Here is a 26,102-nt window from a genome sequence, read left to right as displayed (position 1 = left end):
CCGCTGCTTCTGCCCGCCCCAAGCGGCAGCGGCGTTGCACGCTCGCGCCGAACCCGATAAGGCGGGGCTGAGCATTTCGGAATAAAGGACCTCCAGCTATGACAGAACCGCTTCGTCTTGGGATTGCAGGTTTGGGCACGGTTGGCATCGGCGTGGTGAAGATCATCCGCCGCCATGCTGCGCTGCTGGAGGCACGGACCGGGCGCCCGGTGGTGATTTCCGCGGTATCGGCCCGCGACGCCAGCAAAGACCGCGGTGTGTCGCTGAGCGACTACGCCTGGGAAACAGACCCGGTGGCGCTGGCGGTGCGCGACGACGTGGATGTGTTTGTCGAGCTGATGGGCGGCCACGAAGGCGCCGCCAAGGCTGCGACCGAGGCTGCACTGGCCGCGGGCAAGGATGTGGTCACCGCCAACAAAGCGCTGCTGGCGATTCACGGACAGGCGCTGGCCGAGCAGGCCGAAGCCGCAGGCCGCGTGATCCGTTTCGAGGCCGCCGTTGCCGGCGGCATCCCGGTGATCAAATCGCTGACCGAAGGCCTGGCCGGCAATGAGATCACCCGCATCATGGGTGTGATGAACGGAACCTGCAACTACATCCTGACCCAGATGCAGGCCACTGAACAGGGCTATAACGCGCTGTTCGAGGAATGCGGCCGTCTGGGATACCTGGAAGCCGACCCGAACCTTGACGTGGGCGGCATCGACGCAGGCCACAAGCTGGCGCTGCTGGCCTCCATCGCCTTTGGCACCAAACCCGACTTTGACAGCGTGCAGTTGGAAGGCATTCAGCGCATCCAGTTGGAAGACATCCACGCCGCCGCCGACATGGGCTACCGCATCAAGCTGCTGGGCGTTGCGCAGCGCTCCGCCCGCGGGCTGGAACAGCGCATGTCGCCCTGCCTGGTGCCTGCCGACTCGCCGCTGGGCCAGCTGGAAGGCGGCACCAACATGGTGGTGATCGAAGGCGACTCGATCGAGCAGGTGGTGCTGCGCGGCCCTGGCGCCGGCGAAGGCCCGACCGCCAGCGCGGTGATGGGCGATGTGCTGGACCTGGCCCGCGGCCTGCGGATTTCCACCTTCGGCCAGCCGGCAGAAACCCTGCAGGAGGCGCCTGCCGCCCAGACCGGCCTGCCCGCGCCCTTCTACCTGCGCATGGGGCTTCTGGACAAACCCGGCGCGCTGGCCAAGGTGGCGGCAATCCTCGGTGAGGCCGGCGTCTCCATCGACCGGATGCGCCAGTACGGCCACTCTGCGCCGGTTGCTCCCGTGCTGATCGTCACCCACAAATGCACCCGCGCTACCCTGGACGCGGCGCTGGACGGCCTCGCGGCCACCGATGTGGTCGACGGCACCCCCGTCGCCCTGCGCATCGAAGAGGTCTGAACCTCCCCGCTCCGCAGAAATCAGCCGTTTTGCACGCCGCGGCGGGGCTTTCCTGCCGGGGCGAACGCTATCTTCCCTTGCGACCTGGCCCCGCCCCGCGCTATTCGGCTTGAAACGCCCATTTACATCTGACCCGTTGAGACAGGATTTCCGGTATGACTTCGAACACCTCTGACGCGCCCTTTTATGACCGCATGCTGTCGCTGGGCCTCGCCCGCGTTGCTGAGCAGGCGGCCCTGGCCTCTGCCTCGCTGATCGGCCGCGGCGACGAAAAGGCTGCCGACCAGGCCGCCGTCAACGCCATGCGCGAGCAGCTGAACCTGCTGGACATCGCCGGCGTGGTGGTGATCGGCGAAGGCGAGCGCGACGAGGCGCCGATGCTCTACATCGGCGAGGAAGTCGGCACCGGCAACGGCCCCGGCGTCGACATCGCGCTGGACCCGCTGGAAGGCACCACCCTGACCGCCAAGGACATGCCCAACGCGCTGACCGTGATCGCCATGGGCCCGCGCGGCTCGATGCTGCACGCGCCGGACACCTACATGGACAAGCTGGCCATCGGCCCGGGCTTTGCCGAAGGCGTGGTGTCGCTTGAGATGTCCCCGCGCGAACGCGTCGAGGCACTGGCCAAGGCCAAGGGCTGCGCGCCGTCCGACATCACCGTCTGCATCCTGGAGCGCCCCCGTCACGAGACGATGATCGCAGAAGTGCGCGAGACCGGCGCCTCGATCCGCCTGATCACCGACGGCGACGTGGCCGGCGTGATGCACTGCGCCGAAAGCGGCACCACCGGCATCGACATGTACATGGGCCAGGGCGGCGCTCCGGAAGGCGTGCTGGCAGCCGCAGCGCTGAAATGCATGGGCGGCCAGATCTTCGGCCGTCTGCTGTTCCGCAACGACGACGAAAAGGGCCGCGCTGCCAAGGCGGGCATCACCGATCTGGACCGCATCTATACCCGCGACGAAATGGTTACCCAGGACGTGATCTTTGCCGCCACCGGCGTGACCGGCGGCTCGCTGCTGCCGCGCATCAAGCGCCAGCCGGGCTGGGTCGAAACCACCACCCTGCTGATGCGCTCCAAGACCGGCTCGGTGCGCCGCATGTCCTACCGCACACCGCTGGCACCGCATCAGATGTAAGCCGGTCCTGCGCGGGCAGGAAGCGGCTTGCGCCGCTGCCTCCGGCGGGAGTATTTGAAGAAAGATGAAAGGGCCGGATCCGCATTGGGTCCGGCCTTTGCGCATGGGGGCAGAAGATGAGCTTTTTGGGTGTTGAGCAGTCCTTGAGCGGGCGCCGCTGGGTCGGGCCCGGCGTGGAGGTGGACCGGGCGTCGGAAATGATGGCGCAGCAGACCGGCCTGCCCCGTTCGGTGTGCCAGGTGCTGGCCCGCAGGGGCGTTCCGGCGATGGAGGCCAAGGGGTTCCTGGAGCCGCGGCTGAAGGAACTGCTGCCCGACCCGCGCGAGATGAAGGACATGGAGGCCGCCGCCGCCCGGTTCCTGGAGGCGGTGCGGCGCAAGCAGCGGATCGCGGTCTTTGCCGACTATGACGTCGACGGCGGCAGCTCCGCCGCGCTGCTGCTGGTCTGGCTGCGCCAGATGGGGCTGCAGGCGACGCTCTACATCCCCGACCGCATCGACGAGGGCTATGGCCCGAATGTGCCCGCCATGCAGGAACTGGCCGCCGCCCATGACCTGATCATCTGCGTCGACTGCGGCACCCTCAGCCATGAGCCGATCGCCGCCGCCAAGGGCGCAGACGTGATCGTCCTGGACCACCACCTGGGCGGCGAGACGCTGCCGGAGTGCGTGGCGGTGGTGAACCCCAACCGGCAGGACGAAAGCGGCGACCTGGGCTATTTCTGTGCCGCGGGCGTGGTGTTCCTGATGCTGGTCGAGGCCGGGCGGCAGATGCGCGAGGCGGGCGCCAAGGGCCCCGATCTGATGTCCCTGCTGGACCTGGTGGCGCTGGCGACCGTCGCCGACGTGGCGCCGCTGATCGGCGCCAACCGGGCGCTGGTGCGCCAGGGACTGAAAGTTATGGCGGCGCGCAAGCGCCCCGGGCTGGTGGCGCTGTCCGATGTCAGCCGCATGGATTCGGCGCCCTCCACCTATCACCTCGGCTTCCTGCTGGGGCCGCGGGTCAATGCCGGCGGCCGGATCGGCAAGGCCGATCTGGGCGCGCGGCTGCTGTCCACCGACAACCCGCATGAGGCCGCCGCCCTGGCCGAACGGCTGGACCAGCTGAACACCGAACGCCGCGATATCGAAAACGCGGTGCGCGCTGCCGCGCTTGATCAGGCCGAAGCACGCGGGCTGGAGGCGCCGCTGGTCTGGGCCGCTGGCGAAGGCTGGCATCCGGGTGTGGTGGGCATCGTGGCGTCACGGCTGAAAGAAGCCGCCAACCGGCCCGCCATCGTCATCGGTTTCGACGGGGAAGAAGGGAAAGGCTCAGGGCGTTCGGTGTCCGGTGTCGATCTTGGCGCCTCGATCCAGCGGCTGGCCGCCGAAGGGCTGCTGGTCAAGGGCGGCGGCCACAAGATGGCCGCGGGCCTCACGGTGATGCGGGACAAGCTGGAACCGGCGATGGAGCGACTCACTGAACTGCTGGCCAAACAGGGCGCAGGCCAGGGCGGCCCCGCCGACCTGAAACTGGACGGCGCGCTGATGCCCGGCGCCGCGACGGTGGACCTGATCGGGCAGATCGAACAGGCCGGCCCCTTTGGCGCCGGCGCCCCTGCCCCGCGCTACGCCCTGCCGGACCTGCAGGTGCGCTTTGCCAAGAAGATCGGCGAAAGCCACCTGAAACTGTCGCTCAGCGACGGGATGGGCGGCGGCGTGGATGCGATCTGCTTTGGCGCTTTTGACACGGCTCTGGGTCCTCGGCTGCTGGAGCACGGCGGCGCCCGCTTCCATTTCGCCGGACGGCTGGAGATCAACACCTGGGGCGGCCGCCAAAGCCCGCAATTGCGCCTGGAAGACGCTGCCGAAGCGTGAGATTTCAAGGGCTTGCAGCCTGTGGATAAGAAAATGCGCGAATGCGTATTTTTTCTCTTGCGGGTTCCGGCGCTAATAACTAAATACCCGCTCACGCACTGAGTGGCCCGTTCGTCTATCGGTTAGGACGCCAGGTTTTCAACCTGGAAAGAGGGGTTCGATTCCCCTACGGGCTGCCACTTTCCCCACCCTGCACAGATCATTCAAACGCGCCTATGGTGCGGTTTTTTGCGTGTATTTTCAGCGGATTAAGCCAACAGAGCGGCGCGCAAAAAATCTTCGCATTTCTGCAAAAATCCTCTTGCGCCCGGCAGACGCAATCAGTAAACACCGCCTCACAGACAGAGTGGCCCGTTCGTCTATCGGTTAGGACGCCAGGTTTTCAACCTGGAAAGAGGGGTTCGATTCCCCTACGGGCTGCCACTTTCTCCGGAAAACAGATACAACGGTTCGCTTGAGCAAAAGCGGAGGCTATCACTTGGCTTTCCGCTGTGAGCAGAATCCGCCGCCCAAGCCGCTTTCCGGTATCACCCTGAACCGCGGCCGGAATTCCGCCCACGGTTCAGTTCAGAGTGCTGAAGATATGCCGGTCAGGAAGCAGGACCGCCTGCCGCTTGCTGCGGGTCAGCCGCGCGGCTGTCACACGCGCCTGCGACCGTGTCGTCCTTCTCCATGCCTTCACGGTAGAAGCAGTGCTGCGCCCGCCCCGCCCGCTTGGCCGCATAGAGCGCCAGGTCCGCCTGGTTCAACAGCTGCTGCGCATCCGGGACTTTCTGCCAGGTCGACAAGGTGGTGCCGGCGCTGGCGGAGATCCGGCAGGTCTGGGCGCCAAAGGGAATCGGCTCCTCCAGCTGCTGGATCAGCCGCTTGGCAATCGCCGCCAGCCGCGCCGTGTCCAGCACGCCCTCGAGGATCATCACGAACTCATCCCCGCCGACCCGGACCACCGTGTCCGACTGGCGGGTGCATTCCACCATAATCCGCGCCGCCTGCTGCAGCACCGCATCGCCGGCCGCATGGCCCAGCGTGTCATTCACCTGCTTGAAGAAGTCCAGGTCGAGGTGCATCAGCGCAAACTCGCGGCCGCTGGAAATCAGCCGTGCCAGCACGTGATCCATCGCGCGGCGGTTCTTGAGCCCGGTCAGCGTATCGGTAAAGGCCTGCTCCTCGGCAGCGATCTTGGCCCCCTGCAGACGCAGGTTGAGCTGGCGCGACGCCTCCATCGCGGCGGATTTCGCCTCCACCAGATAGAGCATCTCGATCGTCAGATCGGTGGGCGAGAAATCGGCGCTTGTCAGGTCGTAGTCGCGCACCGCTTCCAGAACGGAAATCCCGAAGGACAGGTTGATGAACGCGCCCTGCCCGTCCGGCAGCGGTGTGCAAACCCCCTTAAGCCCGGTCTGCGGCGCGTCGCGGAACTGCAGGTGCAATTTGCTGCCGGAAGTGCGCAGCAGGTCCTCCACCGATCGCACCGACCGCGGCCGGGACAGATCGAAGACGCGAAAAAACCGCCGCCCTTCCCAGCTCAGCTGCGGACGCAGCTTTCTCAAGGTCGGACCGGCAGAGACAATCCGCCCCTTGGCATCGACAATCGCGTACATCGGACAAACAACGCCCGCCATCTGCGTCAGCTGCTGCAATGTCATCATAGCGAATGCGCCCCCAGATCGAATTCGCGCCCGGCGGCGAACTTGGTTTCCACCAGGGTGATGGAAATCACTTCGGCACCGCCCTGGGTGCCGCTGTGATCAAGAAACACCAGATCGCCATAGTCGTCGGCCATTGCCCGCAAAACGCCCATCAGAACATAGGCATAGCCCGGCAGCCCCGGCTGGCAGACCAGCTCGAACTGCTGCGGCGCCTGCTCCACCAGCTCCAGACCGGGAAGATGCAGGTCCGACACGGCCAGCCGTGCCCGGTCGGGCAAGTCATCCAGCGAATGCAGGAATTCCACGTAATTCACGCCACCAAAGCGCAAGAGCCGCCGCAGCGCCTCCACCTGCGGGTTGGACACCAGAAATGTGCCCATGTCCTCCAGCATTTCGGGCAGGGGGCGCGCCAGAACCTTTTCCATCGCCGCCAGCATCCGGCCCGATTGCTCATCGGTGTAGAACAGCATCGCCTCGAACTCGGTAAACCCGAGTCCGGCCTCCTCCATAACCTCTTCCCAGCGGTCCGCCCCGTAGGTACTGGTCACAAAAGCCTGAATCGCCCTGTTGATCAGACCGTGCATGCAATGGCCCCTCTTTTCCCATGCCATAGTCTTGACGCCTGCGGGTTAAGAAAGGCCCAACAAAGCAAATTTGGGTGATGGATCGCGCTCATTTCCACGTTTTTTTGTTCTGCACCAGCCCTGCCCGTCCCGCAAAAACCCCTGACCAGCGCGTAATGCGATCATAATCCGGCTGCCGGACCCTGGCCATTCGAATCCGGCAATGGACCCTGCTTGCCGCATCGGCCCCCGCGCGTCACTACTGGACCGGCTGACGCACCGAGGCAAGACCGCGGCGCGCCGGGCACGCCAGACCGGCGGGATCTGACCTGCCGGCAGTCTTCCAAACAAAAAAGCGGAGGGTCACCCCTCCGCTTCTTGCCAGCCGCACACCGGTTTCAGAAGTCGGTGGGCGCCCCGCCCTCGGCCTTGCGGCGGGCAACGAAATCCGCCAGCTCGTCGCGGATCGCCGCATCCATCGGCGGCTCCTCGAAATCGGCAATGATTTCCTTGAACAGCTTGTGAGCGCGCTGCGCGGTCCAGGTGGCACCCGCCGCCTCCCAGGCCTCATAGTTGCGCCAGTCGCTCAGGAACGGCTGGTAGAAGGCCGTCGCATAGCGGTCTTGGGTGTGCTGGATGCCAAAGAAGTGACCGTCGTTGCCAACCTCCTTGATTGCATCCAGCGCGATCTCCTCCGGGCCGGTGGCCGAGATCTGCGGCTGCATGTAGCGTTCGATCTGCTGCAGGATTTCGCAATCCATGATGAACTTCTCCGGGCTGGCAATCAGCCCGCCCTCCAGCCAGCCGGCCGCGTGGTAAACCATGTTGGTGCCCGACTGCACCGCTGCCCACAGCGAATTGGACGTCTCCCAGACCGCCTGCCCGTCCGGCACGTTCGCCGCGCAGACACCCGAGGAGCGCATCGGCAGGCCGTAGAACCGGGCCATCTGCCCGGTCATCTGGGTCGAGCGCATGTACTCCGGCGTACCGAACGCAGGCGCGCCCGATTTCATATCGACGTTCGACGTAAACGTGCCGATCACGCAGGGCGTGCCGGGGCGCACATACTGGAACAGGGCAATCGCACACAGGCTTTCGGCAATCGACTGCGCCACCGCGCCCGCCATCGTCACCGGCGCCATCGCGCCCGCCAGGGTAAAGGGCGAGACCACAATGGCCTGCCCGCGCCGCGCCAGCCGCAGGCAGCCGTCGATCATCGGAAAATCGTGTTTCAGCGGCGAGGTGGAGTTGATGTTGGTGTACATATGCGGCTTGGCGTCGAACTCCTCATGGCTGAGCCCGCCCGCAATCCTCACCATTTCCATCACATCCTCGACCCGCTCCTTGCCCAAGCTGTAGGCATGCATCGCCTTGTCGGTCAGGGTCAGCTTGTCATAAAGCACATCCAGGTGGCGGACCGAGGCATGGATGTCCACCGGCTCCACCGGGTAGCCGCCAGCAAAGTGGATGCAGTTGAAATACTGGGTCAGCTTCAGCAGGTTGCGGCATTGCTCGCGGTTGCCCGCCACCTTCCTGTTCAGCTCCATATCCCAGTAGTTCGGCGGCGAGGACACATTGCCGAACAGGATGTGGTTACCGCCCAGCGGGATCGTCCGGTCCGGGTTGCGCGGAGTGATCGAGAATTCGCGGGGTGCCTTGCCCACCATCTCCATCACGAAATCCCGGTCCATTTTGACCAGCTCGCCCTCGACCTTGACGCCGGCCTGTTTGAAGATCTCCAGCGCTTCCGGGTTCAGGAACACCACGCCGATTTCTTCCAGAATGCGCATGGCGCCCTCGTGGATTGCCTGAACGCCTTCCTCCGTCAAAGGTTCGGTCGGCCGGTCGATGTTGACAGGGACCTGCCAGGGCATCTGCTCCAATGCCGCGCTGCCGCGCCGGGCGGCTGCGCCTGCCCTGCCCCCGCCCCGCCTCTTGCGTGCGCCTGTGTCTGCCATGCCGGTCTCCCCTAGATCCGATTTTCGCAAATGCTGATAGCCATCCACTGTGCCAATCCCGGCTGCCATAGACTGTCCATTCCCGACCATGGCTGTCGTTTTTGTTTCGGAAACCGGCGGTATGGGATATTTATGTACACTTGTGCCCAGTAATGCGCGAAAAAAAACCGGCGCTCTATAGTAAAGCGCCGGCGAGACCGCCGCTGCCCGTTTCAGGGCACCGGAGTCAGTGCGGGTTCAGCGGTCAATCCAAGCCGGGATGTGGCCGATGTCGGGCAGCACGATATCGGCATGCGGCGCCAGATCCTCGCGCAGCGCCATGCCGGTCAGCACGCCGATCCGCCGCATTCCCGCAGCGGCGCCCGCCTCCAGGTCGTGCAAGCTGTCGCCGACCATGGCGGTACGCTCCGGCGGAACCCCCGCCGCCCTGCAAAACGCCAGCAGCGGATCCGGGTCCGGCTTGGCGCCATGGCCGCTGTCGCAGCCCGCGACAAAGGCGAAGCGGTCCAGCACACCCGCCCGCTGCAGCTGGCTCCTGGCAGAAATCTCGGCGTCGTTGGTCATCACCCCCAGCACCTTGCCGCGCGCCAGCAGCCCGTCGAGGAACTCCGCCAGCGGCACCGCCGGCGCCAGTTCCGCCTCCGCAGCGCTGCGGGCCAGGAACACCGCCAGCTGCTCAACCTCCATCTCCGCCACAAACGGCGCCAGCACCTCCGCCACCTCGTCATTGGAGCCGGCGATCACCAGGCTGTCGGGGTTGAACGCCTGCCGCTCCAGATCATAGCTGATCACCTCAGCCATCGCCTCCAGCACCGCCCGGTCGCCTTTGGCCAGCGTCTCAAGCACCTGAGCCGCCCAGCCGTTCCAGGTGGCGGCAAAGTCGAACAGGGTTCCGTCCTTGTCGAACAGGAAGGCATCAACGGGCATGGCGGGTCCTCTCTCCGCGGGAATTTGGCGGAACCCTAGGCACAGCCCCCGCCGATCTCAAGTCCAGTTCACCTGCGCCCCGCCCGGAAGCGACATCCGCGCCTGCATCGGCATCTCATAAGCTAGGCCATGAGCATCACAGAACTGCATCACCCAATTGTCGTCCATCGTTAAGAAATCGAGCACTGAGCCCAGGAATTCCGGCTCTGCCGCCCGCGCGCGCAAATCCGCCTCGCTGGCGCCGGTTGCGCCCAGAAACACCGGCATAAGCTCATCATTCCCGGCCAGCCAGGCCAAGGCTTTCAACGCCAGAGTCTCTGCGCCATCGGCGGAAATCTGCATGTTCTCCACACTCCTGCCGCATTGCGGCCAATTTAGTAAAAATCCGAAAGAGTTTCTTAACCAGTCTCAGCAAAGCTGCAAGGCATAGGATTTGCAAGGGGCGAAAGGATACCGCGTGCAAGGCACTATCCTGGTCATCGACGGCGTCTCCACCAACCGCATCATGCTGAAGGTGCAACTGGCGGCTGCCTATTATGATGTGGTTCAGGCCAGCGGCGTGGCCGGGGTGCTGAAGACCGCCCGCGCGCACCGCCCTGATCTGGTTCTCACCGCCATGTCGCTGCCCGACGGAACCGCTGCCGATGTGAAACACGCGCTGGCGGCGGATGAGGCCCTGGCCGATCTGCCGGTAATCGCCGTCTCCGACTGGGAAGGTTCCAAGGCCCGCCTGCAGGCGCTGGCCGCAGGCATCGACGATGTGCTGCAGCAGCCGGTGGACGACGTGATCCTGCAGGCCCGTATCCGCAGCCTGCTGCGCGCCCGCAGCGCCGACGAGGAGCTGAACCTGCAGCGCGACGCCTCGCACGGGTTCATCCTGCCGCTCAGCGACCGCTGCTGCGCCGAGGATCTGCGCGATGCTTCCGTTGCCCTGGTGGCGCAGGATCCCCGCACTGCGATGGCCTGGCGCGACCACCTCTCTGCCAGCCTGCCGTACAGCTTGCGCACCCATACGATCAGCGACATCCAGGGGCTGATGCAGGCGCCGGTGGCCGATGCCATCATCATCGAACTGAACGAGGCCTCCGCCGGCCCCGGCCTGCGGCTGCTGGCGGATCTGCGCGCCCGCGCCGCCACCCGCCAGACGGTGGTAATCGCGGTGCCCAATCCAGCCGATCCGCAGATCGCTGCCGAGGCGCTGGACCGCGGCGCCCATGACGTGCTGCAATCCGGCTTCGATGTCGAGGAGCTGGAGCTGCGCCTCACCGCCCAGCTGCAGCACAAGGCCCGAAAGGACCGGCTGCGCGACAGCGTCCGCAACGGGCTGCGCGCCGCGGTGCTGGACCCGATGACCGGGCTCTACAACCGGCGCTACGCCAAGCCGTTCCTGGACCGTGCGGCGCATTCTGCCGCCGCCAACGGCGAGAAACTCGCCGTCATGCTGGCCGACCTCGACCACTTCAAGCGGATCAACGATGTCTATGGCCACCCGGCCGGCGACGCAGTGCTGATCGAGGCCGCCCGCCGCATGCAGCAGGTGCTGGGCCCGGCGGATCTGCTGGCCCGCGTCGGCGGCGAGGAGTTCATGGCCGTCCTGCCCGGCACCAGCGAGGCCGAGGCCGGCATCGCCGCCGTTGCCCTGTGCAACGCGATCAATGGCACCCCCTTCGAGGTCCCCGGCGCCGCCGAGCCGGTAAAGGTCACGATCAGCATCGGCGCGGCGATGGGCGGCGGCGGCCAGGACGGCAGCACCGCGGCACTGGTCGAGAAGGCGGATCAGGCGCTCTACAACGCCAAGCACGCCGGCCGCAATCAGGTGACCTTGTCCAAGGCATGCACCGAAGCCGCGTGAGCGCTGCGCACCCTTCCGGTTATTAAAAAGGCAGCCGCAACCGGCTGCCTTTTCTGGTGAAAGGAGTTCTCAGGTAACCGCCGCAGGCGGATCAGTCCCGCCTGTGCCCAGCTCCTTGCCAATGCGTGCCGCGCCATTGCATCCGTTCTTCCATACGGTCCGCAAATGCGGCGCGTTCTTCCGGTGTCATCGCCTCCATCTTACTCACCCAGGCGTCCTGCACTTTGGTGTGGAAGGCGTGACGCGCGTCCGACTGGCTGCGCAGCATGTCCCGCAGCGCGGCGGCGTCGAAACTGCCGCTGCGCAGCGCCGCGATCACCGCTTCGCCCTCGGCGTGGCGGCGCTTGAAATAGCTGCCGTGATCCCCGCCCGCCTGCTGCCGCAGCGCCTTGCGGGTGTCACGGTCCAGCTCGCGGAAGATCATTGCCCCCACCGACGGCGGCCGCTGCCAGTGCCTGTCCTTGCCGGAGAACCGCCAGGCCGCCCCGGCCGCGATGCCGATCACTGCAAGGTTCAACGCCAGCGAGGCCGCCAGCAGCAGTTTCAGCCACAGCTTCATTCCGGGTTTGCCCTCCGCATTCATTGCAAGTCCTCGCTCAGCATTACCGCGATGTCATAACTTTCATCAGCAAATACGGTGCTGCTGTCTTCATAACCGGCCAGCGCCACCGGGTCCGGCACAAAGGCGGGCGGCGCAACCCCTATCCACAGTCCTGCCGCACTGGCCGCCGCCAGCCCGCCCATCGCAGGCCAGCCGCCAATCGCCTCGATCAGTTGCCGCCACTTCGGAAGCCGGGCCGCCCGCGCTGGCCGCTCAGGCTGAAAGCCCGCTTGCTCCCGTGCTGCGTCCGCCAGGATGGCGGCGCTCAGATGTTCCGGCACCGCGGGCCGGTCACTGCGTGCCGCGGCAAACAGATCCTCCAGCTCCTGCAGTGCTTTATCCGTGTCAGCCATCGCTATACCCCAACTCTTCGCGCCGCCCGGCCAAAGCCGCGGCCAGCGCCCGTTTGCCCCGGGCGGTCAGACTTTCCACCGCCTCGACGCTGATGTCCATGATCCCGGCTATCTCCGGGTTCGAAAGCTCTTCCAGGTGCCGCAGCACCACCGCCTGCCGCTGCCGTTCCGGCAGTTGCATCAGCGCCGCCTGCAGCGCATCCTGCCGCGCCCCCTCCTGCATCTGCTCCGCCGCCGAGCGGCCCGGATCGGGCGGCTCCGGCACCGCGTCCAGATCCACATGGCCGCCGCGGGCGCGCCGCTTGCGGTCGATGCACAGGTTCATCGCCACCCGGTACAGCCAGGTCGACACCTGCGCCTCCCCCGGCCGCCACTCCGGTGCCATCTTCCACAGGCGCAGCATCGCCTCCTGGGTCACATCCTCGGCCTCCGCGCGGCTGCCCATCACCCGCATCGCGACGCCGAAAACCCGCGGGCTCAAGCGTGCAGTCAGCTCCGCCGCCGCACGCCCATCGCCATTCGCATAGAGCACCAGCAAGGCATCGTCGGAGACCTCCCCCGCCGCTGCGCTCATCGCAGCCGGACCCGCAGCAGGGGTCCGGCGCCGTGATATTTCCGCGTTATGCAGCACGCTTCAGAGATCAGTTCTGCTCCGTTCCGTTCTCTTGCCAATACCCGCGGCGGTGCATGCCGCCGTGCTTCATGCGGGCATCTTCGAACTCTTCTTTCGAAATCCCGCCGCTGCCATCGGCATCCATCCGGTCGAACATCTTGCCCGCCCGGCGCGGCTGCGGCAGCTCGTCCTTACTCAACGCGCCATCGGCGTCCTTGTCAAAGCGTTCCAGCATCCAGGCAGCCCGCTCATTCGCGTGCTCCCGCGCCCGCGCCTGCATTTCCTCCAGCGTCAGCTTGCCATCGCCATCAGCGTCCGCCTTGGCAAAATGCGCATCCTTCATGGCTTCGATCTCGGCCTTGGTGACCTCGCCGTTGCCATCCGCGTCGATCTCCTCAAAGGACATCCGCGGCCCGTGGTGCCCGAAGCCCTGTGCCAGGGCAGCGCCGCCTGCAGTCACGGCAGCGGCAGCAACAATCGCAGTGATGAACTTGACGTGTTTCATATCGTCTTTCCTTTGTCATGCGGCAGCCTCTTGCTGCCCGATGCATAGGAAAAACGCACGCGCCCCGCAGATCCGTCGCGGTTTTCCGAACTTTTTTGCCTTCCCCCGCACGTTGCGGCAAACCGGCGCAGAAATCGGGCTTTCCCCTTTCGCGTGCCCGCCGTTGCGCGCAAATATAAGTGCAGCACACAGGATATTTTCATGACCGAGTCCCCCGCCGTTACGGCCCCCGAGGCAGAAAACGACCGCCCCACCATGCCCGCCCTGGCCAAGGGCTGGCGCTGCAAATGCCCCAATTGCGGGCAGGGCAAGCTGCTGCATTCCTATCTGAAGGTGAACGAAAGCTGCAGCCACTGCGGCCTCGACTTGACCCACGCGCGCGCCGATGACGGGCCCGCTTACCTCACGATCCTGATCGTCGGCCACATCATGGCGCCGCTGATGCATGTGGTCTATTTCTCCTGGCGGCCGGAGCCCTTGGTGATGTTCACCGTGTTCACGATTGGCTGCCTCGCGTCTTCCCTCTATCTTCTGCCGCGGATGAAGGGGATCGTCATCGCCTACCAATGGGCGCGGCGGATGCACGGCTTCGGCAAGGATACCCCGGCAGCGAAAGGGCAATAAGGGCATGAGCGACACATTTCTGAGCGGCGAAACCACCACCGACAAGACCGCGATCCGCAATGCGGCCACGGTCATTGCCATGCGCGGCCGGATGTCGGAGGACCCGCAGGTGCTGATGGGCCAGCGCGGCGCCAAGGCTGCCTTCATGCCGAACAAATTCGTTTTCCCGGGCGGCGCAGTCGATGTGGCGGATGCACAGGTTCCGCTTGCCTCCCCGATCTCCCCCGTCTGCCAGGAACGCTTGGCCGACAAGGCGCCGGACGGCGTGCACCATCCCCTCAGCGTCGCTGCCGTGCGCGAACTGTGGGAAGAAACCGGCCTGATCCTGGGCGAGCCCGGCAGCTGGACCGGCGAGGTGCCCGAAGACTGGCAGAGCTTTGCCGCCACCGGCCATGTGCCCTCTGCCCGCGCCATGCAGTTCGTGTTCCGCGCCCTGACCCCGCCGGGCCGCCCTCGCCGGTTTGATGCGCGCTTCTTCCTGGTCGATGCCGATCAGATCACCGGCGATCTGGATGACTTCTCCCGCGCCGCGGATGAGCTGTCGCATCTGCAATGGATCCCGCTCAGCCAGGTGCGCAGCTTTGACCTGCCCTTCATCACCGAGGTGGTGCTGGCCGAGGTCACCGCCCGCGTCCGCGACGCCGAACCGCCGCAAAGCGTGCCCTATTTCCACAACAACGACGAGGCCAGTCTGTTCCTGCGCCTCAAGGGCTATCCGATGCCCGCCGAAGGGTAACGTTTTCCGGCGCGGAGTGAGGCAAACAATTGTTCCAGTGGAACAATTGTGTAGCTGAACGTCCCGGAAAACACGTGTTTTCCGAGCCGGAATTATCGCATAATTCCGGCCGCCCTGCCGCAGGCGGCGCCATTCAGATCGCCAGAACCAGCACCAGGATCGACACGATCAGCAACGCCATGCCCGCCAGCTCGCGGAGCGTGACGGTCTCCTTGAAGAACAGCACCGAGGCCAGCAGCGACAGCAGCAGCTCCACCTGCCCCACCGCCTTCACATAGGCGGCGTTTTGCAGCGTGAAGGCCCAGAACCAGCAGAATGAGCCGCCCATGCTGGTCAGCCCCACCCAGACCGCCACTTTGCGCGCCGCCCAGACCCGCGCGATCTCACCCTTGTCGCGCAGGCCCAGCCACGCGCCCATGAACAGCGTTTGCAAGCTGACCACCGCCGCCAGCGTCACCGCCGCGCGGAACGCAGGCTCAAGCTCTGCCAGCTGCAGCGACGCGCCGCGGTAGCTGACGGCGGAAAAGGCAAACAGCACCCCGGATCCCAGCCCCAGCTGCGCCGCGCGGTTGGTCAGATGCCGCCACCAGGCGCCCGTCGCATCCGGCGCCCGCGACAGCACCAGCACCGCCGCCAGCCCGATCAGGATCGCTACCCAGCCGCCAAGGCTGACCGGATCGCCCAGAACCGCCAGCCCGACGATGGCGGTCTGGATCACTTCGGTCTTCTTAAAGGTGATCCCCACCGCAAAATTGCGCTGCTTGAACAGCGCCACCACACAGACCGTCGCCAGGATCTGCGCGGTGCCGCCGATGGCCGCATAGATCCAGAACGCAGGCGGCAGCGGCGGCAGAGACCGCCCAGAGGCCGTCAGATACAGCGCCAGCCCCGTCAGGATGAACGGTGCGGAATAGAAAAACCGGGCGAAGGTGGCTCCGCCCGGCGTCAGCGTTACGCTGCTGAGGACCTTCTGCAGCATGAAGCGCACGGTCTGAAAGGAGGCAGCGGCAATGGAAACGGGGATCCAGGCAAACATGCCCCCGCTTATGCGCCCTTATTCCCCTTGCTGCCAGAGCGGATGCGGCACCGGGTCCTTGGCGCGCAGCAGGTAGTTGCGGAAAATCTGCAGGTAGTTGCGGTAGAAATAACCGTCATTGGCCGCCAGGAATTCCGCCCTGCGCGCCCTGTACAGCCGCGGCAGCGCATACCAGGGCACGCCGGGATGCATGTGATGCACGATGTGCAGGTTGTTGTTCAGAAAAAGGAAGGCAAGCGGCCCCGTGTCCTCGATCACCACGGTGCGGCCCTGGGCGGTCTCATGCGCCCGGTGCTCCAGAAAGGTGCGGATCTTCAAAAGGCCAAGCCCCAGATAGGCCCCGGCAACCGCCGCCCACAGCGGCGCCGGCGACTGCCAAACCACCCAGATCACCACTGCGAGACCAGCAGCGTGCAGGATCCAGTCTCGGACAACCCCCGGCTCCCCCTGGCGCGCCAGCCGCCAGTCGCCGGCCATGAAGCAGACCTGCCCGACCAGCGGCCCCAGCACCACCCGCCCCAGCAGGGTGTTGTTCACCCGAAAGAGCGCCTTGCGCCAGCCGGGCAGCCGCGCCCAAACCGCCGGGTCCTGGTAATTGCTCTCCGGATCGTCATAGGGATCAGTCAGCGCCTCATCCTCATGATGCGCCAGATGGGTGTCACGGAACCGGCCATAGGGCACCGCCATGCTCAGGGGAAAGAACATCAGCGCCTCATTCAGCCAGCGGCTGCGGAACGGATGCCCGTGCAGCGCCTCATGGGTCAGCGAGGAATGCAGCGCCGCCATCACACCCAGCGCCAGCACCGTCAGCCCAAGGCTGACACCGGGCAGCAGCCACAGCGCCGCCAGCCAGCCGCCGTAGCAGGCCAGAATCAGCGCCAGGGTGCCCCATTCAACGCTGCGGGGCATATATCCGCGGCAGCTCTCAGACATGGCGCCGCCCCCAGCTGATCTGCGCCCAGACCCGCTCGTAGACCAGGTAGACGGTAAAGCCGATGCCGGTATTGATCAGCGCCATCACCCCGCCCGCCTTGACTGAGCCGGTGGCCGCAAGCCCCACCAGCGTCATCGAGACCAGCCCGAGAACGTTCCAGATCACCGCCTTCACAATGGAGCGCTTGCGCGTTTCCATATCGCCTCCTGTTATTCTTGGGTAAGTGCTTGTTTTCAAAGTACCGCAGCAGGAGGATGTGCAGAATTCCGAATGCAGTTAACAAAATCCATCAGATGTGATAATTAGAAACGAATGATAGAAAATATCGACAAACGGGTACGGGCAGAGCAGTTCCGGCAAAGGCTGAACAGGGCGCTGCGCGACAGCGGCCTCAGCCAAAGCGCCCTGGCCCGTGCCGTCGGCGTCGACCGCTCCACCATCTCCCAGCTCCTGACGGATGAGGGCGCACGTCTCCCCAACGCTCATGTCGTCGGCGCCTGCGCCGGTGCGCTGGGGGTGTCCGCCGACTGGCTGCTCAGCCTCTCCGACCGCCCCGAAAGCGCGGCAGAGCTGCTGGCCTCCAGCCTCACCCTGACCGAGGCCCCCCGCGCCCTGGTCGATGAACGGATCTTTGAGTGGCATCAGGAGGCAGAGGGCTACAAGATCCGCCATGTGCCCGCTGCGCTCCCCGACATGCTGAAAACCCGGGCACTGCTGGAGTGGGAATACTCCCCCCACCTGGGCCGCACCGCAGGCCAGGCCATCGGCGCCTCCGAGGACCGCCTCACCTGGATGCGCCAATCGCCGTCAGATTATGAAATCGCCCTGCCGCTGTATGAGCTCGACAGCTTTGCCCACGCCGTCGGCTATTACGAAGGCCTGCCGCTGGAGATCCGGCTGGAGCAGCTTGACCAGTTCGAGCGCCTCTGCGAGCAGCTCTACCCCCGACTGCGCATCTACCTGTTTGACGCCAAGCGGCTCTATTCCTCCCCGATCACCATCTTCGGGCCGCTCCTGTGCGTGTTCTACGCCGGCACCCACTACCTCGCCTTCCGCGACAAGGAGCGGATTGCCACTTTCACAAACCATTTCGACAATCTGGTGCGCGAGGCCGATATCACCGCGCGGCAGCTTCCGGGGCGGTTGCGGGCACTGCGGGCCGCAATTTCCTGACCGCCCCGGCAGGGGCGCCGGAATTATGCGATAATTCCGGCTCGGAAAACACGTGTTTTCCGGGACGTTTCCCGCGCCGGGAAACGTTGCCCGTCCGGTCAGCCTGCCTTACACCTTCGGGTCCGGGTTCTCGGTATGACCGTCGACCGCAATCACCTGCCCCGATACCAGCCGCGCCGCGTCTGAGCCCAAAAACACGGCCATGTTAGCAATGTCGCGGGCCTCGACAAAGCTGCCCATGGAGGTGCCCGCGGCATAACCCGCGTAAACCTCATCCCGGGTCATCCCCTTGGCCGCCGCCTCCCGCTCCAGCACGCCTTCCATCCGCGGGCCTTCCACCGCACCGGGGCAAATCGCATTGGCGCGGATGCCAAAGGGGCCCAGCTCCATCGCCAGCGTCTTCATCAGGCCGATAACGGCCCATTTCGCCGAGGCATAGGGCGCCCGGTTCGGATAGCCATACTGCCCCGCCGTCGAAGACGTCACGATGATCGAGCCGCCCCTAGCCGCCTTCATCACCGGCGCCGCGTATTTGGCCGCCAGAAAGCAGCCCTCCAGATTGACGCTCACGCATTTGCGCCAGTCCTCCAGCGCAATGTCCTCGACCCGCGCGGTCGGCCCGGCAATGCCTGCATTGGCACACAGCACATCCAGCCCGCCCCAGACCTCCGCAATCTCGGCAAACAGCGCCTTGACCCCGGCCTCATCGGTGGCATCCGCCGCCGTTGTCCGCCAGCCCTCCGGCGCGTCTGCCAGCGCCACCGCGCTGACATCCGTTATCCAGACCTGATGCCCGGCGGCGGCAAAGCCCTCCGCCATCGCCCGGCCGATGCCTGAACCGCCGGCGGTGATCAGAACCCGGCTCAACGCGGAGCCCCGATTGCGCGGCCCAGCCCCTCAGGGGCAGGCAGCGCCGCATGGGCTTCGGCCAGCTTCACCAGGTTGGCCTCGATATGCGGCGCAGGCGGCGCCGAGCGGCGGGTCTTCAGATCCACATGCAGCAGCATATGCTCACCCGTCGCCAGCAGACGCTCGCCCGAATACATCTCATGCCACAGATGCATCTTCTTGCCCGCGCCCATGATCACCCGGGTCCGCACCTGGATCGGGTCGCCCGCATGCACCTCGTCGATGTGGCGGATGTGGGTCTCGGCGGTGAAGTAGCTGCCGCCGTTGGCGATATACTCCGCATCGCAGCCGATGATCATCATCAGCCGGTCGGTGGACTGGGCAAAGGCATCCAGATAGCGGCTCTCGGTCATGTGGCCGTTGTAGTCGGTCCAGTCCAGCGGCACCACGCGGCTCTGGGTCAGCACCGGCTGGCTCAGATCTTCCAGGTCATCCACCGAGCGTATCAGCCCGGCCTCGTCCTCGCGCCCCTTGTCATGGGCATTCTGAAGCGCACCCGCGCCCCAGTCGTTGCTGCCCAGCGCCCGCATCATGCCGACCAGATTGTCATCGCGGATCCGCTCCATCTCGCGGATGTCCAGATGGCCCGACTGCGTGTCCGACTGGCCTGCAATCAGGTCGACCAGCTCGTCGGTGAATTCCGGCACATCCATCAGCTTGGTCCAGGGCCACGACAGGCACGGCCCGAACTGCGCCATGAAGTGGCGCATCCCCGCCTCGCCCCCCGCCACGCGGTAGGTGTCGAACAGCCCCATCTGCGCCCAGCGGATGCCAAAGCCATAGCGGATTGCGTTGTCGATCTCCTCGGTGGTGGCGATGCCGTCCTTGACCAGCCACAGCGCCTCGCGCCAGACCGCCTCCAGGAAACGGTCGGCCACATGGGCGTCGATCTCTTTCTTCAGGTGCAGGGGATACATGCCGATGGCACTGATGATTTCCTTGGCGCGGTCGATGACCCCCGCCGGGTTGGCCTCCGTCGTGACCAGCTCCACCAGCGGCAGCAGATAGACCGGGTTGAACGGATGCGTCACCACGATCTGCCCGGGGTTCTCGCGCCCGTCCTGCAACTGCGACGGCTTGAAACCCGAAGTGGACGAGCCGATCACCGCATCTGGCGCACAATGCGCCTGCAGCTCGGCATAAACCTTTTGCTTGAGGTCCAGCCGCTCCGGCACGCTTTCCTGAACCCACTCGGCGCCGTCCACGGCCTCCGCGATCGTCTCATGGAACGTCAGCTGCCCCTCCGCCGGCAGCGCCACGTTGCCCAGTCCCGGCAGCGAGCGGCGCGCATTGCCCAGCACCTCGCCGATCTTGCGCTCCGCGTCCGGGTCCGGGTCGAACACCCGCACGTTCCAGCCATTGAGCAGGAACCGCGCGGCCCAGCCGCCGCCGATAACCCCGCCGCCGATGATTGCTGCCGATTGCTTCACCATTGTCGTCCATCCTCCGAGGGACCCGGCCGCCGGGCCCGTGTGTTATTCCTTGGGCTGAGGCACCATCTCCAATGCCTCAGGATCATAGCCGTTGCGGCGCAGCACGGCCCTGGCCGCTTCCAGCTCCGCCGCGCCAAGTTCCGGGCTGCGCGCCAGAATCCAGCCCTGGTCGCCGCCCGGGGTGCCGACCACAGCGACCGAGTAATCCTCTGTCACGTCCAGCACCCAGTAATCGCCCCAGGTCAGGGGCAGCCAGCTCAGCCAGGAGACAAAGTTCACCTCCAGCTTGCCGGGCGCGCGGACACGGGCCACCCCTTCCGCCGAGTCGACCGGTCCATCAAGGCCCTCCCGGCGGCAGCGGTTGATGACATTGATCCGTGCATCCTCCCGTGCGCTATAGGTTGCCGTCACGCCTTCGCAGCCCTCTTCAAAGCTGTTGGGAAAGCGGGCGATCTCGTACCAGGTCCCCAGATAGCGGGTGAGTTCCAGATCTTCCTGCACCGTCATCGGCACATTCGTGTCCCGGTAGCCCTCAGCCCGGGCAGTGGCCGCCGCGGCGGCGATGATAAGGGCTGAGGCAGCAACTGCCGGGATGAATTTGCGGAAGGTCATGGCCGGAATCTCCTGAATGCGGGGCTGGGGGTATTGTCACTCCACTCCCAACGCCCCGCGTCCTGAGCAGTTCCCTAGCCCGCCGCCGGCGCGCGTTTGGTCAGACCCAGCTTCTCGCGCACCTCCTGCGGCCCGATCACCCGCGCGCCCATATTCGACACGATGGTGTTTGCCCGCTCGACCAGCTGCCAGTTCTCGGCCAAGACCCCCTTGTCGAGCCACAAGTTGTCTTCCAGCCCGACCCGCACATTGCCGCCCGCCAGAACCGACTGCGCCGCATAGGCCATCTGGTTGCGGCCCAGCGCAAAGGCAGAGAAGGTCCAGTCGCTGGGCACATTGTTGACCATTGCCATGAAGGTGTTCAGATCATCCGGTGCGCCCCACGGCACACCCATGCACAGCTGCACCAGCGCGTTCGGCTCCAGCACGCCTTCTTTCACCAGCTGTTTGGCAAACCACAGGTGGCCGGTGTCAAACGCCTCAATCTCCGGCTTCACACCCAGATCGGTCATCATCTGCCCCATCGCCCGCAGCATGCCGGGGGTGTTGGTCATGACGTAATCGGCCTCGGCAAAGTTCATGGTGCCGCAGTCCAGGGTGCAGATTTCGGGCAAGCACTCCGCCACATGGGCAACGCGCTCGGTGGCGCCGACCATATCGGTGCCGGCCTCTTTCAGCGGCAGCGGATTCTCGGTGTCGCCAAACACCATGTCGCCGCCCATGCCTGCGGTCAGGTTCAGAACCACATCCACATCCGCATCGCGAATCCGGTCCGTCACCTCACGGTACAGATCCAGCCGGCGCGACGGCACCCCGGTCTCCGGATCGCGCACATGGCAGTGCACCACGGCCGCCCCGGCCTTGGCTGCGGCAATGGCCGACTCGGCGATCTGCTTGGGCGAACGCGGCACATGCGGGCTGCGGTCCTGGGTGCCGCCAGAGCCGGTCACGGCACAGGTGATGAAGACCTCGCGGTTCATTTCCAGAGGCATTTTGCTTTTCCCTTCGATGTACAGGGTTTTGCCACGGGTTATCCCCAGGCTCCTCCCCAGATTCTGATTTGCGCTGCCTGCGACTCTGCCGCAGCCTTTTGCAGCACAGTTTACACCAGGCGAATCGAAGTTGATGAAATCCGCAAAAAACATCCTGCAGCCCGAGAACCGGCCGCTGAAAACCGCGCTGCTGGTGCTGGACGAATGCAACACGCTGTCCTTTGCGGCCGCGGTGGACCCTATGCGCGCGGCCAACCGGCTTGCGGGCCGCGCCGCCTTTGACTGGGACTACATCAGCGCCACCGCTGAGCCGCCGATGCTGACCAGCGGCCTCACCGTGCCCAGCATCCCCCTGGCCCGGCTTGAGGGCTGCGAGCTGCTGATCGTCGTGGCCGGCTTCCAGCTGGCCCGCCACGCCACCCCCAGCCTGCTGGCGGGACTGCGCCGCATCGCCGCCACCGGCGCCACCATTGCGGGCATCGACGGCGGCCCCTGGCTGATGGCCGAGGCCGGGCTGCTGGACGGCCACCCTGCCACCACCCACTGGGAAGACCTGGAGAACTTCGCCGCGCGCTTCCCCGACGTGGACGCCCGCAACGACCGCTTCACGGTGTCTGATGCCCGCCTGACCTCCGGCGGCGCCACACCCGCAATCGAGATGATGCTGCACATCATCGGCGCCCGCCACGGCGCAGGTTTTGCGGCCCGGGTGGCCGGGCTGTTCCTCTATGATGGTCCCGCCGCCGCGTCCCGCCCGCAAAGCCGGCTGGGCGGCCACAAGCACAATGCGCTCACCGCCAAGGCCAACGCGCTGATGGAAGCCGCGCTGGACGAGCCGCTGCCGCTCAGCGCCATTGCCGAGACGCTTGGCACCAGCCCGCGCAGCCTTCAGCAGCAGTTCCGCCTGCGCCTGAACACCACGCCGCAGGACCATTACCTGCAGCTGCGCCTGGCCGAGGCCCGCCGCCTGGTCACCGACACCAGCATGCCGCTGATGGAGGTGGCGATGGCCACCGGCTTCACCTCGCAATCAAGCTTCGCCCGCGCCTTCCGCACGGCGCACGGCACCTCCGCCCGTGATCTCCGGCAGGAACAGGCGCGCCCGACCGCGCATTGATGCCGGCAGGATCCCTTTCATCTGGCTGAAAATATCCCGGGGGTGAATTGCGCCCCCAGCGCAAGAGGGGGCAGCGCCCCCTCCTCCGCCGGCGTCAATAGGGCATTGGATGCGCCCGGTGCGCGGCGTTGATCTCGTCCAGAACCTCCTGGCTCAGCGCCACTTCCACCGACTTCAGCAGATGCTCCAGCTGCGGCAGGCGGGTGGCGCCAAAGATCGCCGAGGCCATGAACGGCCGCGTCCGGCACCAGGCCAGCGCCATATGCACCGGATCCAGCCCGTGCCGCTTGGCAATCTCCAGGTAGGCCGCCACCGCATCATAGACCCGCGGCGAGTGGCGCCCGCCCAGCTCAGGGTTGATCGACTTGCGCGACCCTTCCGGCACCGCCCCGTCCTGATACTTGCCGGTCAAGAGCCCGGTGCCCAGCGGCGAAAACGCCATCAGGCCCACGTCCTCATTGACGCTCAGCTCCGCCAGGTCGGTGTCGTACATCCGGCACAGCAGCGAATATTCGTTTTGGATCGAGGCCACCCGCGGCCCGCCGCGCGCCTCTGCAATCCTCAGCCATTGCGCAGTGCCCCAGGCGCTTTCGTTCGACAGGCCAAAGGCCCGGATGGTGCCGCGCTCCACTTCACGCTGCAAAGCCTCCAGGCAATCCTCCATGTTGGCCAGCACCTCCTCGCGGTTCTGCCCGGAAGGGTCATAGGTCCAGTTCTGCCGGAACATGTAGCTGCCGCGGTTCGGCCAATGGAACTGGTAGAGGTCGATATAGTCGGTCTTGAGCCGCTTCAGCGACGCCTCCACCGCGGACGCGATGGTCTTCGACGAGATCGGCGCCCCGTCCCGTGCATGCTTCATCCCCTCGCCGGAATGCTTGGTCGCCAGAAAATAATCGCCGCGCCGCCCGGTCTTTTCGTTCCAATTGCCGATGATGCGCTCACTGTCGCCCAGGGTCTCTGCGCTGACCGGATTGACCGGGTACATCTCGGCCGTGTCGACAAAGTTCACCCCTGCCGCAAGCGCCATATCAATCTGCGCATGGGCCTCATCCTCAGGTGTCTGAGTGCCAAAGGTCATCGTGCCCAGGCACAGTTCGGAAACCTCGATGCCGGTGCGTCCCAACGGGTTCATTTTCATATCACGCGCTCCCCTGTTCCGGATTTGCCCGCGACCCTAACCGGCAGGGCGGCAAGTGCAAGCCGCTTGCACCCGCGCGGCAAACCCGCCAGCCTGCGCGCAAGCCGAGCAAAGGAGATCCCATGCCGCAAACCATCACCAAAGGCGTCAAGGCGCTGCTGACCGAGGCCAACAGCCTTGTCGAAACCATGAGCGTGGAGGAGGCCAAGCAGAAGGTCCTCGACGAGAATTACGTTTTCATCGACCTGCGCGACATCCGCGAGCTGCAGCGCAGCGGCATGATCCCCGGCGCGTTTTCCTGTCCGCGCGGGATGCTGGAGTTCTGGATCGACCCGGACAGCCCCTATCACAAGCCGGTGTTCAACCAGGACAAAACCTATGTGTTCTACTGCGCCAGCGCCTGGCGCTCGGCGCTGAGCGCCAAGGCGGCGATGGAGATGGGGCTGAAACCGGTGGTGCATCTGGAGGGCGGCTTCACCGAATGGGCCAAACAGGGCGGCTCGGTGGTGCCGCGCGAGGGCTGAACCCTCTGCATGATGCAGCCCGCAGCCCCATTCACCCGGCGGCACGGCACCCCGCCCTTCACCGCAGCCGTGCTGCACGGCGGCCCGGGCGCCGCCGGCGAGGCGGCCCCGGTGGCACAGGAAATGGCCGCGCGCGGGTTTGGGGTGCTGGAGCCCTGGCAGTCCGAGGCCTCCGTGGCCGGCCAGGTCCGCGAACTTCGGGCGCAGCTGGAGGCAGGCTGCGACGGGCCCGCGGTCCTGATCGGCTTTTCCTGGGGCGCCTGGCTGGCCTGCCTGCTGGCGGCCCGGCACCCGGATCTGGTCTCCAGGCTGGTGCTGGCAGGCTGCCCGCCGTTCGAAGCCCGGTTTGCCGCGCAGATCAATGCCGCCCGGCAAGCGCGCCTGCCGCCTGCGGAGTGGCAGGAGCTGACAGCCCTGCTTGACGGTGCCGGGATGGAGACAAAAGCCGGGCTGGCCCGCGCAGTGCAGCTGCTCGACAAGGCGGAGGCCTATGCGCCGCTGCCGGATCTTCCGCCTCCGTCCCTGTCCTTTGACCGCAGGGTGTTCGCAAGCGTCTGGGCCGAGGCCGAGGCGTTGCGCCGCTCCGGCGCGCTGCTGCGGGAAGCGGCCGGGATCCGCTGCCCGGTGATTGCCCTCCACGGCGACCACGACCCGCACCCGGCCGTCGGTGTTGAACAGCTTCTGAGGACGGTGCTGCCGGAATTCCGCTTCCAACTGCTGCGGCGCTGCGGCCACAAACCCTGGATCGAGACCCATGCCAGGGCGGCGTTCTTCCAGGCGCTGGAGGGCGCGCTCAGCCCGGCCTGAAGCGTTTCGGGCCGGCCTGCCGCATGCGCCGCCGCGCAGCGCCTTGCGCGGCGCCCGGCCCAACCGGAACGGCGCCTCCCGCGGGGGCGCGGGTCCGGGCGGGAGAGCCTCTTTCCGGCAGGCTCGCCAATTGAGAACAAACAGCGAACATGCTACAGTTCCCCCATGCCGACTCACCTGCTCAACCGCCGCCGCCACAGCCCCCGCCCGGCGCTGTCCCTGATGGAGGGGATCGCGCTGGAACACGGCCGCACGCATGAGGCCTGCGGCCCCGCCCGCCACCGCTTTGCGCTCTGGCTCGCCGCCGCCGCCCCGGGGCCGGTCCTGTGGCTGTCCCCGCCGCGGGGCGGCCGCCAGCTGAACCCGGACGGGCTGGCCGCCTGTGCCAGCCCCGCCCGTTTTCTGTTCGTGCAGGCAGTCCGGACAGAGGATCAGCTCTGGACCATGGAGGAAGCCCTGCGCAGCGGCGCGGCAGCGCTGGTGGTGGCCGAACTGCCCGAGCCGCCCGCCATGACCCCGGTGCGGCGGCTGCACCTGGCGGCGGAGGCCGGCGGGCGCTTCGGCCCGGCGCCGCTGGGCCTGCTGCTGACCCCCGGCCAGGGCGGCGCCCAGGGCATCGAAAGCCGCTGGCACCTGGCCCCCGTCCACAACCGCGTGGCCCAT

At 66.1% G+C, this 26,102-nt stretch carries 28 protein-coding genes and 2 tRNA genes; 13 read left to right on the top strand and 17 right to left on the bottom strand.

What is annotated here, in order from left to right; all coding sequences use genetic code 11:
• The first annotated feature begins 98 nt into the window (after window positions 1-98).
• The 5 genes from AC4HIX_RS10915 (at window position 99) to AC4HIX_RS10895 (ending at window position 4,806) form a co-directional block, all read left to right on the top strand.
• Complete coding sequence (locus AC4HIX_RS10915) at window positions 99-1,385, top strand: homoserine dehydrogenase (RefSeq protein WP_490399004.1); 1,287 nt, start codon at window positions 99-101, stop codon at window positions 1,383-1,385.
• A gap of 155 nt (window positions 1,386-1,540) precedes the next feature.
• Window positions 1,541-2,527: a class II fructose-bisphosphatase gene (gene glpX, locus AC4HIX_RS10910; protein WP_475046696.1), complete on the top strand. Its 987-nt coding sequence runs from the start codon at window positions 1,541-1,543 to the stop codon at window positions 2,525-2,527.
• A 116-nt stretch (window positions 2,528-2,643) separates the two neighbouring features.
• Complete coding sequence (gene recJ / locus AC4HIX_RS10905; protein WP_490399003.1) at window positions 2,644-4,383, top strand: single-stranded-DNA-specific exonuclease RecJ; 1,740 nt, start codon at window positions 2,644-2,646, stop codon at window positions 4,381-4,383.
• A gap of 104 nt (window positions 4,384-4,487) precedes the next feature.
• Window positions 4,488-4,562 (top strand) — tRNA-Glu (locus AC4HIX_RS10900).
• Window positions 4,563-4,731: 169 nt separating this feature from the next.
• Window positions 4,732-4,806 (top strand) — tRNA-Glu (locus tag AC4HIX_RS10895).
• A gap of 167 nt (window positions 4,807-4,973) precedes the next feature.
• On the opposite strand, the gene AC4HIX_RS10890 is transcribed toward AC4HIX_RS10895, so the two are convergent.
• From AC4HIX_RS10890 to AC4HIX_RS10870, 5 genes are all read right to left on the bottom strand, one after another.
• Window positions 4,974-6,032, bottom strand: a complete 1,059-nt coding sequence (locus AC4HIX_RS10890; protein WP_490399002.1) for a diguanylate cyclase domain-containing protein — start codon at window positions 6,030-6,032, stop codon at window positions 4,974-4,976.
• Window positions 6,029-6,616 carry a heme NO-binding domain-containing protein gene (locus AC4HIX_RS10885; protein WP_475046701.1) on the bottom strand — a complete coding sequence of 196 codons (588 nt, stop codon included), beginning with the start codon at window positions 6,614-6,616 and terminating at the stop codon, window positions 6,029-6,031. The genes AC4HIX_RS10890 and AC4HIX_RS10885 overlap by 4 nt, the downstream gene beginning before the upstream one ends.
• A gap of 377 nt (window positions 6,617-6,993) precedes the next feature.
• Entirely contained in the window at window positions 6,994-8,553 is a 1,560-nt protein-coding gene (locus AC4HIX_RS10880; RefSeq protein ID WP_490399001.1) for a trimethylamine methyltransferase family protein, read from the bottom strand.
• A gap of 237 nt (window positions 8,554-8,790) precedes the next feature.
• Window positions 8,791-9,480 (bottom strand): HAD family hydrolase, encoded by a 690-nt coding sequence (locus AC4HIX_RS10875; RefSeq protein ID WP_475046704.1) that lies wholly within the window; start codon window positions 9,478-9,480, stop codon window positions 8,791-8,793.
• A 57-nt stretch (window positions 9,481-9,537) separates the two neighbouring features.
• Window positions 9,538-9,822, bottom strand: a complete 285-nt coding sequence (locus tag AC4HIX_RS10870; RefSeq protein WP_475046705.1) for a DUF3572 domain-containing protein — start codon at window positions 9,820-9,822, stop codon at window positions 9,538-9,540.
• 115 nt (window positions 9,823-9,937) lie between these two features.
• Here AC4HIX_RS10870 and AC4HIX_RS10865 point away from each other — a divergent pair, with 115 nt between their 5' ends.
• A complete protein-coding gene (locus tag AC4HIX_RS10865) occupies window positions 9,938-11,332 on the top strand; it encodes a diguanylate cyclase domain-containing protein (RefSeq protein WP_490399000.1) in 1,395 nt (464 codons plus the stop codon).
• 91 nt (window positions 11,333-11,423) lie between these two features.
• Here AC4HIX_RS10865 and AC4HIX_RS10860 read toward each other — a convergent pair whose 3' ends face one another.
• The 4 genes from AC4HIX_RS10860 to AC4HIX_RS10845 form a co-directional block, all read right to left on the bottom strand.
• Window positions 11,424-11,891, bottom strand: coding sequence for a periplasmic heavy metal sensor (locus AC4HIX_RS10860; protein WP_490398999.1), 468 nt, complete (start codon window positions 11,889-11,891; stop codon window positions 11,424-11,426).
• Between the two features lie 20 nt (window positions 11,892-11,911).
• Entirely contained in the window at window positions 11,912-12,286 is a 375-nt protein-coding gene (locus AC4HIX_RS10855) for a hypothetical protein (RefSeq protein ID WP_490398998.1), read from the bottom strand.
• Window positions 12,279-12,860 (bottom strand): RNA polymerase sigma factor, encoded by a 582-nt coding sequence (locus AC4HIX_RS10850; RefSeq protein WP_490398997.1) that lies wholly within the window; start codon window positions 12,858-12,860, stop codon window positions 12,279-12,281. The genes AC4HIX_RS10855 and AC4HIX_RS10850 overlap by 8 nt, the downstream gene beginning before the upstream one ends.
• 67 nt (window positions 12,861-12,927) lie before the next feature.
• The gene (locus AC4HIX_RS10845; RefSeq protein ID WP_490398996.1) at window positions 12,928-13,404 is read right to left on the bottom strand and encodes an EF-hand domain-containing protein; all 477 of its coding nucleotides are present in this window, start codon (window positions 13,402-13,404) and stop codon (window positions 12,928-12,930) included.
• 201 nt (window positions 13,405-13,605) lie between these two features.
• Here AC4HIX_RS10845 and AC4HIX_RS10840 point away from each other — a divergent pair, with 201 nt between their 5' ends.
• Together AC4HIX_RS10840 and AC4HIX_RS10835 are read left to right on the top strand one after the other, a co-directional pair.
• Window positions 13,606-14,028 (top strand): DUF983 domain-containing protein, encoded by a 423-nt coding sequence (locus AC4HIX_RS10840; RefSeq protein WP_490398995.1) that lies wholly within the window; start codon window positions 13,606-13,608, stop codon window positions 14,026-14,028.
• Between the two features lie 4 nt (window positions 14,029-14,032).
• A complete protein-coding gene (locus AC4HIX_RS10835; protein WP_490398994.1) occupies window positions 14,033-14,764 on the top strand; it encodes an NUDIX hydrolase in 732 nt (243 codons plus the stop codon).
• Between the two features lie 133 nt (window positions 14,765-14,897).
• Here the strand turns inward: AC4HIX_RS10835 and AC4HIX_RS10830 are convergent, their stop codons facing one another.
• Genes AC4HIX_RS10830 through AC4HIX_RS10820 form a run of 3 tightly spaced genes read right to left on the bottom strand, consistent with a single transcriptional unit; the run spans window position 14,898 to window position 16,932 of the window.
• Complete coding sequence (locus AC4HIX_RS10830) at window positions 14,898-15,800, bottom strand: EamA family transporter (protein ID WP_490398993.1); 903 nt, start codon at window positions 15,798-15,800, stop codon at window positions 14,898-14,900.
• An 18-nt stretch (window positions 15,801-15,818) separates the two neighbouring features.
• Window positions 15,819-16,709, bottom strand: coding sequence for a fatty acid desaturase (locus AC4HIX_RS10825; protein WP_490398992.1), 891 nt, complete (start codon window positions 16,707-16,709; stop codon window positions 15,819-15,821).
• 16 nt (window positions 16,710-16,725) lie between these two features.
• Window positions 16,726-16,932, bottom strand: a complete 207-nt coding sequence (locus AC4HIX_RS10820) for a DUF2061 domain-containing protein (RefSeq protein ID WP_027236867.1) — start codon at window positions 16,930-16,932, stop codon at window positions 16,726-16,728.
• 114 nt (window positions 16,933-17,046) lie between these two features.
• Between AC4HIX_RS10820 and AC4HIX_RS10815 the strand changes: the two genes are divergently transcribed.
• Window positions 17,047-17,907, top strand: a complete 861-nt coding sequence (locus tag AC4HIX_RS10815) for a helix-turn-helix domain-containing protein (RefSeq protein ID WP_490398991.1) — start codon at window positions 17,047-17,049, stop codon at window positions 17,905-17,907.
• A 108-nt stretch (window positions 17,908-18,015) separates the two neighbouring features.
• Here AC4HIX_RS10815 and AC4HIX_RS10810 read toward each other — a convergent pair whose 3' ends face one another.
• The 4 genes from AC4HIX_RS10810 to bcoG form a co-directional block, all read right to left on the bottom strand.
• The gene (locus AC4HIX_RS10810) at window positions 18,016-18,774 is read right to left on the bottom strand and encodes an SDR family oxidoreductase (protein WP_490398990.1); all 759 of its coding nucleotides are present in this window, start codon (window positions 18,772-18,774) and stop codon (window positions 18,016-18,018) included.
• Entirely contained in the window at window positions 18,771-20,246 is a 1,476-nt protein-coding gene (locus AC4HIX_RS10805) for a carnitine 3-dehydrogenase (RefSeq protein WP_490399102.1), read from the bottom strand. The genes AC4HIX_RS10810 and AC4HIX_RS10805 overlap by 4 nt, the downstream gene beginning before the upstream one ends.
• A 45-nt stretch (window positions 20,247-20,291) precedes the next feature.
• Complete coding sequence (locus AC4HIX_RS10800) at window positions 20,292-20,861, bottom strand: lipocalin family protein (protein ID WP_490398989.1); 570 nt, start codon at window positions 20,859-20,861, stop codon at window positions 20,292-20,294.
• 74 nt (window positions 20,862-20,935) lie between these two features.
• On the bottom strand, window positions 20,936-21,853 hold the full coding sequence (bcoG, locus tag AC4HIX_RS10795) for a 3-dehydrocarnitine:acetyl-CoA trimethylamine transferase BcoG (protein ID WP_490398988.1): 918 nt from the start codon (window positions 21,851-21,853) through the stop codon (window positions 20,936-20,938).
• 133 nt (window positions 21,854-21,986) lie between these two features.
• On the opposite strand from bcoG, the gene AC4HIX_RS10790 reads away from it, so the two are divergent.
• Complete coding sequence (locus AC4HIX_RS10790) at window positions 21,987-22,970, top strand: GlxA family transcriptional regulator (RefSeq protein WP_490398987.1); 984 nt, start codon at window positions 21,987-21,989, stop codon at window positions 22,968-22,970.
• A 94-nt stretch (window positions 22,971-23,064) separates the two neighbouring features.
• Here AC4HIX_RS10790 and AC4HIX_RS10785 read toward each other — a convergent pair whose 3' ends face one another.
• Window positions 23,065-24,108, bottom strand: a complete 1,044-nt coding sequence (locus tag AC4HIX_RS10785) for an aldo/keto reductase (RefSeq protein ID WP_490398986.1) — start codon at window positions 24,106-24,108, stop codon at window positions 23,065-23,067.
• 122 nt (window positions 24,109-24,230) lie between these two features.
• On the opposite strand from AC4HIX_RS10785, the gene AC4HIX_RS10780 reads away from it, so the two are divergent.
• The 3 genes from AC4HIX_RS10780 to AC4HIX_RS10770 form a co-directional block, all read left to right on the top strand.
• On the top strand, window positions 24,231-24,632 hold the full coding sequence (locus AC4HIX_RS10780; RefSeq protein WP_490398985.1) for a rhodanese-like domain-containing protein: 402 nt from the start codon (window positions 24,231-24,233) through the stop codon (window positions 24,630-24,632).
• Between the two features lie 9 nt (window positions 24,633-24,641).
• Window positions 24,642-25,439, top strand: a complete 798-nt coding sequence (locus tag AC4HIX_RS10775) for an alpha/beta fold hydrolase (protein WP_490398984.1) — start codon at window positions 24,642-24,644, stop codon at window positions 25,437-25,439.
• A 165-nt stretch (window positions 25,440-25,604) separates the two neighbouring features.
• A partial coding sequence (locus tag AC4HIX_RS10770; protein ID WP_490398983.1) for an ImuA family protein occupies window positions 25,605-26,102 on the top strand: 498 nt, incomplete at its 3' end.

It is taken from the genome of Leisingera sp., from assembly GCF_982940295.1.
This window is presented reverse-complemented; position numbering and strand designations above follow the sequence as displayed.

Bases quoted from the DNA above. Each gene is read 5' to 3' on its own strand.
- AC4HIX_RS10800 (WP_490398989.1), bottom strand. From the start codon at position 20,861: ATGACCTTCCGCAAATTCATCCCGGCAGTTGCTGCCTCAGCCCTTATC.
- AC4HIX_RS10840 (WP_490398995.1), top strand. From the start codon at position 13,606: ATGACCGAGTCCCCCGCCGTTACGGCCCCCGAGGCAGAAAACGACCGC.
- AC4HIX_RS10780 (WP_490398985.1), top strand. From the start codon at position 24,231: ATGCCGCAAACCATCACCAAAGGCGTCAAGGCGCTGCTGACCGAGGCC.
- AC4HIX_RS10835 (WP_490398994.1), top strand. From the start codon at position 14,033: ATGAGCGACACATTTCTGAGCGGCGAAACCACCACCGACAAGACCGCG.
- AC4HIX_RS10775 (WP_490398984.1), top strand. From the start codon at position 24,642: ATGATGCAGCCCGCAGCCCCATTCACCCGGCGGCACGGCACCCCGCCC.
- AC4HIX_RS10850 (WP_490398997.1), bottom strand. From the start codon at position 12,860: ATGAGCGCAGCGGCGGGGGAGGTCTCCGACGATGCCTTGCTGGTGCTC.
- AC4HIX_RS10890 (WP_490399002.1), bottom strand. From the start codon at position 6,032: ATGATGACATTGCAGCAGCTGACGCAGATGGCGGGCGTTGTTTGTCCG.
- AC4HIX_RS10790 (WP_490398987.1), top strand. From the start codon at position 21,987: ATGAAATCCGCAAAAAACATCCTGCAGCCCGAGAACCGGCCGCTGAAA.
- AC4HIX_RS10885 (WP_475046701.1), bottom strand. From the start codon at position 6,616: ATGCACGGTCTGATCAACAGGGCGATTCAGGCTTTTGTGACCAGTACC.
- AC4HIX_RS10815 (WP_490398991.1), top strand. From the start codon at position 17,047: ATGATAGAAAATATCGACAAACGGGTACGGGCAGAGCAGTTCCGGCAA.
- bcoG (WP_490398988.1), bottom strand. From the start codon at position 21,853: ATGCCTCTGGAAATGAACCGCGAGGTCTTCATCACCTGTGCCGTGACC.
- AC4HIX_RS10855 (WP_490398998.1), bottom strand. From the start codon at position 12,286: ATGGCTGACACGGATAAAGCACTGCAGGAGCTGGAGGATCTGTTTGCC.
- AC4HIX_RS10870 (WP_475046705.1), bottom strand. From the start codon at position 9,822: ATGCAGATTTCCGCCGATGGCGCAGAGACTCTGGCGTTGAAAGCCTTG.
- AC4HIX_RS10915 (WP_490399004.1), top strand. From the start codon at position 99: ATGACAGAACCGCTTCGTCTTGGGATTGCAGGTTTGGGCACGGTTGGC.
- recJ (WP_490399003.1), top strand. From the start codon at position 2,644: ATGAGCTTTTTGGGTGTTGAGCAGTCCTTGAGCGGGCGCCGCTGGGTC.
- glpX (WP_475046696.1), top strand. From the start codon at position 1,541: ATGACTTCGAACACCTCTGACGCGCCCTTTTATGACCGCATGCTGTCG.
- AC4HIX_RS10875 (WP_475046704.1), bottom strand. From the start codon at position 9,480: ATGCCCGTTGATGCCTTCCTGTTCGACAAGGACGGAACCCTGTTCGAC.
- AC4HIX_RS10825 (WP_490398992.1), bottom strand. From the start codon at position 16,709: ATGCCCCGCAGCGTTGAATGGGGCACCCTGGCGCTGATTCTGGCCTGC.
- AC4HIX_RS10845 (WP_490398996.1), bottom strand. From the start codon at position 13,404: ATGAAACACGTCAAGTTCATCACTGCGATTGTTGCTGCCGCTGCCGTG.
- AC4HIX_RS10830 (WP_490398993.1), bottom strand. From the start codon at position 15,800: ATGTTTGCCTGGATCCCCGTTTCCATTGCCGCTGCCTCCTTTCAGACC.
- AC4HIX_RS10880 (WP_490399001.1), bottom strand. From the start codon at position 8,553: ATGGCAGACACAGGCGCACGCAAGAGGCGGGGCGGGGGCAGGGCAGGC.
- AC4HIX_RS10860 (WP_490398999.1), bottom strand. From the start codon at position 11,891: ATGAAGCTGTGGCTGAAACTGCTGCTGGCGGCCTCGCTGGCGTTGAAC.
- AC4HIX_RS10785 (WP_490398986.1), bottom strand. From the start codon at position 24,108: ATGAAAATGAACCCGTTGGGACGCACCGGCATCGAGGTTTCCGAACTG.
- AC4HIX_RS10820 (WP_027236867.1), bottom strand. From the start codon at position 16,932: ATGGAAACGCGCAAGCGCTCCATTGTGAAGGCGGTGATCTGGAACGTT.